This window comes from Peribacillus sp. NPDC058002, assembly GCF_042886655.1.
Lineage (GTDB): Bacteria > Bacillota > Bacilli > Bacillales > DSM-1321 > Peribacillus > Peribacillus aracenensis.
This window is the reverse complement of record NZ_JBHVQU010000226.1, coordinates 1-5,620: the sequence shown is the minus strand read 5'-3', so window position 1 is coordinate 5,620 and position 5,620 is coordinate 1. Positions and strand designations below refer to the sequence as shown.

The following is a 5,620-nucleotide window of genomic DNA, read 5'->3' as shown; positions in this document are numbered from 1 at the left end:
TATTTAATGCGACACTATATATTGATTTTTGAGTTTCGCTATGATAAATTTAGGGTACTTGTTAAGCGAAACGGACATGTAAGGCTACATAAGGATTTTTGCGGCAGCAAGAACGGATCTTGAAACATATAAAGGAGAGGGAATTATGTCGGTTGTAATAAAAGAAGCTTTAAAGGTTGATCTAGAAAGGTTGAATAAGGATATTTCTTTATTTCCCCAGGTTCACCCTGTAACTGCTGATATGAAAATGGCGCATAAGGGAGTGTCCCGTCTAGTCATGCTTGACCGCTATTCTTTTAAGGATACTGAAAAAATCACACTCTCGGCAGGCGATTTCGTCGTGTTGACGATTAAGGAAGATCCGAAATTCCCGGCAAGGGGTCTCGGTTACATCGTTGAAATTGATTGGGAAACCAAAAAAGCCAAGGTATTGGTAGATGAAGAATTCCGTGGCGTATTGGATAATCCGGAAGAAGTGGAGACAGGAATTGTTAACCGTCCGTTGGATATAATCGAAAAGCCGCTTGAAATATACTATGAACAAATTGCGAAACGTAATGCAACGGGCTTGGCATCAGTGGAAACCACGGAAGAAAAAAGAACGGAATGGTTCAATAAATTCTATGAAGAATTAAAGAACCTTAATTTTGTCCCGGCAGGACGAGTATTATACGGTGCAGGTTCCAATACGGACGTTACTTATTTCAACTGCTATGTAATGCCATTCGTACCGGATTCACGTGAAGGGATCTCAGAACATAGGAAACAAGTGATGGAGATCATGAGCCGCGGCGGCGGAGTGGGTACGAACGGATCGACACTGCGTCCAAGAAACACTCTGGCAAAAGGGGTGAATGGAAAATCCTCGGGTTCAGTATCATGGCTTGACGATATTGCGAAACTGACGCATCTTGTTGAACAGGGCGGCAGCAGACGCGGCGCGCAAATGATCATGCTTGCTGATTGGCATCCTGATATTGCGGAGTTCATCATTTCCAAAATGCAAAATCCAAGGATTCTGCGTTACCTAGTCGAAAACACTAAAGATGAAGCCATCAAGAAATATGCGACGGATAAATTGAAATTCACGCCGCATACGGAACCGGAAACGGCTATGTATCAAGGGATCATCAATTATAAGGAGATTCCTGGCCAAGGTGGGTTCAGTGAGAAAATCATTAGGGATGCAGAAGAAAAGATCCGTACAGGTGGAACGTACAGTGTCCATAATTCGGATTTTCTGACTGGAGCCAATATCTCTATTTGCCTGACTAAGGAATTTATGGAAGCGGCAGAACAAGATGCGGAATACGAATTGCGTTTTCCTGATGTAGAGAGCTATAATGCCGAAGAAATGGCCATTTACAATGAAGAATGGCATAATGTCGGTGATGTTCGCGAATGGGAAAAAATGGGTCACAAAGTCCGTGTTTACCGTAAAATCCGAGCTAAAGAGCTTTGGAACTTAATAAACATTTGTGCGACATATTCTGCTGAACCAGGAATTTTCTTTATCGATAATGCTAATGAAATGACGAATGCCAAAGCATACGGTCAGCAGGTCGTTGCCACGAACCCTTGTGGCGAACAGCCATTGGCCCCATATTCAGTATGTAACCTTGCGGCAGTCAATTTGGCTGAAATGGCTGATAAAGATAGCAAAACGGTTAATTTCGAGAAACTTAAGCAAACCGTCGAAGTCGGTGTGCGTATGCAGGACAATGTCATTGATGCAACTCCTTATTTCTTGGATGAAAACAAAAAACAAGCACTGGGCGAGCGACGGGTTGGACTTGGTGTAATGGGTCTGCATGACCTGTTGATTTACTGTGAAACGGAATATGGTTCTGAAGAAGGAAATATCCTGGTTGACAAGGTGTTTGAAACGATTGCGACTACTGCTTACAGGGCTTCCGTGGAACTTGCTCAAGAAAAAGGCAGTTTCCCGTTCCTGATCGGGTCAACGGACGAAGAAACCAATGAGCTTAGAACACGTTTCACCCAAACTGGGTTTATGGAAAAAATGCCGGAAGATATCAGGGAAAGTGTTGCTGCACATGGCATCCGTAACTCTCATTTATTGACAGTGGCCCCTACAGGAAGCACAGGAACGATGGTTGGGGTATCAACAGGTCTTGAACCATATTTCTCTTTCACGTATTTCCGCAGCGGCCGTCTGGGTAAATTCATAGAGGTGAAGGCTGACATTGTACAGGAATACTTGGAACGTCATCCGGAAGCCGATACAGAAGAGCTTCCAAAATGGTTCATTTCCGCTATGGAATTAGCACCGGAAGCGCATGCTGATGTTCAATGCATCATTCAGCGCTGGATTGACAGTTCGATCAGTAAGACAGTCAATGCGCCAAAAGGATATACGGTCGAACAAGTTGAAAAAGTATATGAACGTCTATATAAAGGCGGAGCAAAAGGCGGTACTGTATATGTGGACGGAAGCCGTGACAGTCAGGTCCTTACGCTCAAAGCGGAAGAAAACCAAATGGACGAGCAGCTTGAAATGGATGAATTGACAGATGTGGAAGTTAAGAAGAAAGTTGTTTTGGTCGATACGATAAATGAACTGCGTTCGACGAATGTTACAATTGGATCGGAAGTGGGTAACACTTGCCCGGTCTGCCGTAAAGGTGAAGTCCAGGAAATGGGCGGATGCAATACTTGCACGAATTGCGGAGCGCAATTGAAATGCGGGCTATAAGCTGATGAAAGGGAAGTCGTTAAGTATGCTGCAAAGCTATCTTAACGGCTTTTTCAAGTAACAGCCTGTTCAGTTACATAGCAAAAGAAGACCGAATCCTCGTAAATTCGGTCTTCTTTTTGCGTTCAATCAACCATTTTCATTTTGCTGCCCTATTTCCTTTTCAGCTAGATATTGGTTGCCATCTTTCAATACCGAAAATTCATCGACCGAGTCTCCAGGTATATTCCTTGGATTTGGATATTTATTATCTGTTTGGACGGTGATCGCTTGTTTCCCCGTTCCATTTGTCAAGAAGTCTCGTTTATTAACCATATCGCATCTCCTTCATTTTAAATTTCCAAGTATAAACAATCATGAGGCTAACAGAATAAAGAAAAACTATCCTTATGAATTAGATTGTGTAGTTCGATTGAAAATATGAACAAATCGATAAAAGAATGGAGATCGAAATGAAACCATTTATGCCACAGTTAGTATATATTGAGCCAAGGGCACTGGAATACCCGCTTGGCCGGGAATTAAAAAAGAAATTTGAAGATTTGAACATTGAAATCCGTGAGACCACATCGCATAACCAAATTAGGGATCTACCTGGAGAAAATGATCTGCAAAAATATCGTGTCGCCAAATCGACGCTTGTGGTAGGAATCAGAAAAACATTGAAATTCGATTCCTCAAAGCCATCTGCTGAATATGCCATACCTCTTGCTACAGGGTGTATGGGGCATTGTCACTATTGTTATTTACAGACGACACTCGGATCAAAACCATATATTAGGACATATGTGAATCTTGAAGAGATTTTCGAAGCAGCCGAAAAATATATAAATGAGAGAAAGCCCGAAATTACCCGTTTTGAGGCAGCCTGTACATCGGACATCGTCGGAATTGACCATTTGACACATTCGTTAAAAAGGGCCATAGAATATTTTGGGAAAAGTGAATATGGGGTTCTAAGATTCGTAACTAAATTTCATCATGTCGACCATCTGTTGGATGCTGAACATAATGGAAAAACAAGATTTCGCTTCAGTATAAATTCACGTTATGTGATAAAGAATTTCGAGCCCGGAACTTCGAGCTTCGAAGAAAGGATGGAAGCGGCACGTAAAGTGGCAGGGGCAGGATATCCCCTCGGTTTTATCGTAGCTCCAATATATCGTCATGAAGCATGGAAGGAGGGCTACCATGAATTATTCGAACGGTTGAGTGAGGCTTTGAATGGGGTGGATATCCCTGACTTGACCTTCGAATTAATTCAGCATCGGTTTACTGGCCCAGCAAAAAAAGTGATTCAAAAAAACTACCCGAAAACAAAATTGGAACTGGACGAAACAAAGCGTAAATATAAATGGGGCCGATATGGAATTGGTAAATATGTTTATCAAAAAGAAGAAGCCGCAGAACTGGAAACGACCATTCGTGCGTATATCGCGGAATTCTTCCCTAAAGCGGAAATTCAGTATTTTACCTGAATCAAGGCAATTTTCTATTAAAAACTGTCATAAATCGCTCTAATCCTGCTTAGAAATGTAAAGACCGGATTAGGGGAGGGCAGCTATGATTATTGACGGCGTTTTTTCCGGAGGCGGGATTAAAGGCTATGGTTTAGTGGGAGCCCTGCAGGAATTAGAAGAACGGGGATTTATATTCCATCGAACAGCCGGTACAAGTGCAGGATCCATAATAGCAGCTTTCGTAGCAGCTGGGTACACAGGTGAAGAAATGGAAAAGCTTTTTCTTGATATAGATTTAAGCGCCCTGCTGGACAAAAGGCGTGGTATTTTGCCTATCCCGTTTGCCAAATGGGTCCTTCTATACTGGAAACTGGGCCTTTATAAAGGCAACGCACTGGAGACATGGGTCGCCGGTAAACTTGCCGAAAGGAATGTAGTCACCTTTAAGGATATTCGACCGAAATCCCTCAGAATCATAAGCTCTGACATTACAAATGGGAAATTGGTGGTACTGCCTGATGATTTACCGAACTATGGCATTGATCCGAGCACTTTTCCAGTGGCAAAGGCAGTAAGAATGAGTTGTAGCATTCCTTATTTTTTTGAGCCAGTCAAAATTGATGTCGGAAAACGCAAGTTCCTTTTTGTAGATGGAGGTGTGTTAAGCAATTTTCCAATGTGGCTATTCAATTCCGATCATGTAAGAAAGGAAAGGCCAGTCATCGGTTTGCGGCTAAGTGTCGATGAGATATGGAAACCGCATGAGGTCGATAATGCGGTTGAATTGTTCTCCGCATTATTTAAAACGATGAAAGATGCCCATGATGCACGATATATTTCCAAGAAACACGTCCATAATATTGTATTTATCCCGATGAAGGAAATTTCTGCAATGGATTTCAATCTGAATGATGAAAAAAAGGGGGAATTGATGAATCTGGGCAGGCAGTGCACGAGAGAATTCCTTAAAAAATGGACTTATTGATTGTAAATAAAAAATCGGGCTCTTAAAAAGAAGCCCGATTTTTCTTTTTATTCTTTTTCCCTTCGATGACGGTTAAGTGACTATCCGTTTTCTTTCTCCATTTTATTTTCTTTGATGATTTTGCTGCAGAGAAGCTAGCCACATTATCTTTTTTCGAAGTTCGGTTTTTTAGCCTTTTTTTCGATTGGCGGGCAGCCTTTCGGAATGCTTGCTGCTCTTTCTTAACTGGTTTTCCCTTTGTTAATCCGGTATAAATCATATAAATAATCCCTGCGACAATGGCTATTATGAGAATGTTTCTAAAAAAGCCAATCGGGTCATTAAATAGTCGGCTCATTAGTCCGAGGACTCCGAGGGCGATGATTCCGTATATCATGAAAGATATGAAACGTTTCAACAAAGACACCTCCTTAAGAGCATCATAAGCATTTTGAGCTTATTTTAAACATCATTAATGTC

At 41.8% G+C, this 5,620-nt stretch carries 5 protein-coding genes; 3 read left to right on the top strand and 2 right to left on the bottom strand.

The window, feature by feature from the left end:
• Window positions 1-145 precede the first annotated feature (145 nt).
• Complete coding sequence (locus tag ACFVSH_RS22200; protein WP_387707860.1) at window positions 146-2,716, top strand: vitamin B12-dependent ribonucleotide reductase; 2,571 nt, start codon at window positions 146-148, stop codon at window positions 2,714-2,716.
• 129 nt (window positions 2,717-2,845) lie between these two features.
• Here ACFVSH_RS22200 and ACFVSH_RS22195 read toward each other — a convergent pair whose 3' ends face one another.
• Complete coding sequence (locus ACFVSH_RS22195; protein WP_192205479.1) at window positions 2,846-3,031, bottom strand: hypothetical protein; 186 nt, start codon at window positions 3,029-3,031, stop codon at window positions 2,846-2,848.
• A gap of 137 nt (window positions 3,032-3,168) precedes the next feature.
• Here ACFVSH_RS22195 and splB point away from each other — a divergent pair, with 137 nt between their 5' ends.
• Together splB and ACFVSH_RS22185 are read left to right on the top strand one after the other, a co-directional pair.
• Window positions 3,169-4,194: a spore photoproduct lyase gene (splB, locus tag ACFVSH_RS22190; RefSeq protein WP_387597902.1), complete on the top strand. Its 1,026-nt coding sequence runs from the start codon at window positions 3,169-3,171 to the stop codon at window positions 4,192-4,194.
• Between the two features lie 85 nt (window positions 4,195-4,279).
• A complete protein-coding gene (locus ACFVSH_RS22185; RefSeq protein ID WP_387707858.1) occupies window positions 4,280-5,161 on the top strand; it encodes a patatin-like phospholipase family protein in 882 nt (293 codons plus the stop codon).
• 22 nt (window positions 5,162-5,183) lie between these two features.
• Here the strand turns inward: ACFVSH_RS22185 and ACFVSH_RS22180 are convergent, their stop codons facing one another.
• The gene (locus tag ACFVSH_RS22180) at window positions 5,184-5,558 is read right to left on the bottom strand and encodes an SA1362 family protein (protein ID WP_081395494.1); all 375 of its coding nucleotides are present in this window, start codon (window positions 5,556-5,558) and stop codon (window positions 5,184-5,186) included.
• Window positions 5,559-5,620 lie beyond the last annotated feature (62 nt).

Excerpts from the sequence above, each read along its gene's own strand:
- ACFVSH_RS22200 (WP_387707860.1), top strand. The coding sequence starts at position 146 with ATGTCGGTTGTAATAAAAGAAGCTTTAAAGGTTGATCTAGAAAGGTTG.
- ACFVSH_RS22195 (WP_192205479.1), bottom strand. The coding sequence starts at position 3,031 with ATGGTTAATAAACGAGACTTCTTGACAAATGGAACGGGGAAACAAGCG.
- splB (WP_387597902.1), top strand. The coding sequence starts at position 3,169 with ATGAAACCATTTATGCCACAGTTAGTATATATTGAGCCAAGGGCACTG.
- ACFVSH_RS22185 (WP_387707858.1), top strand. The coding sequence starts at position 4,280 with ATGATTATTGACGGCGTTTTTTCCGGAGGCGGGATTAAAGGCTATGGT.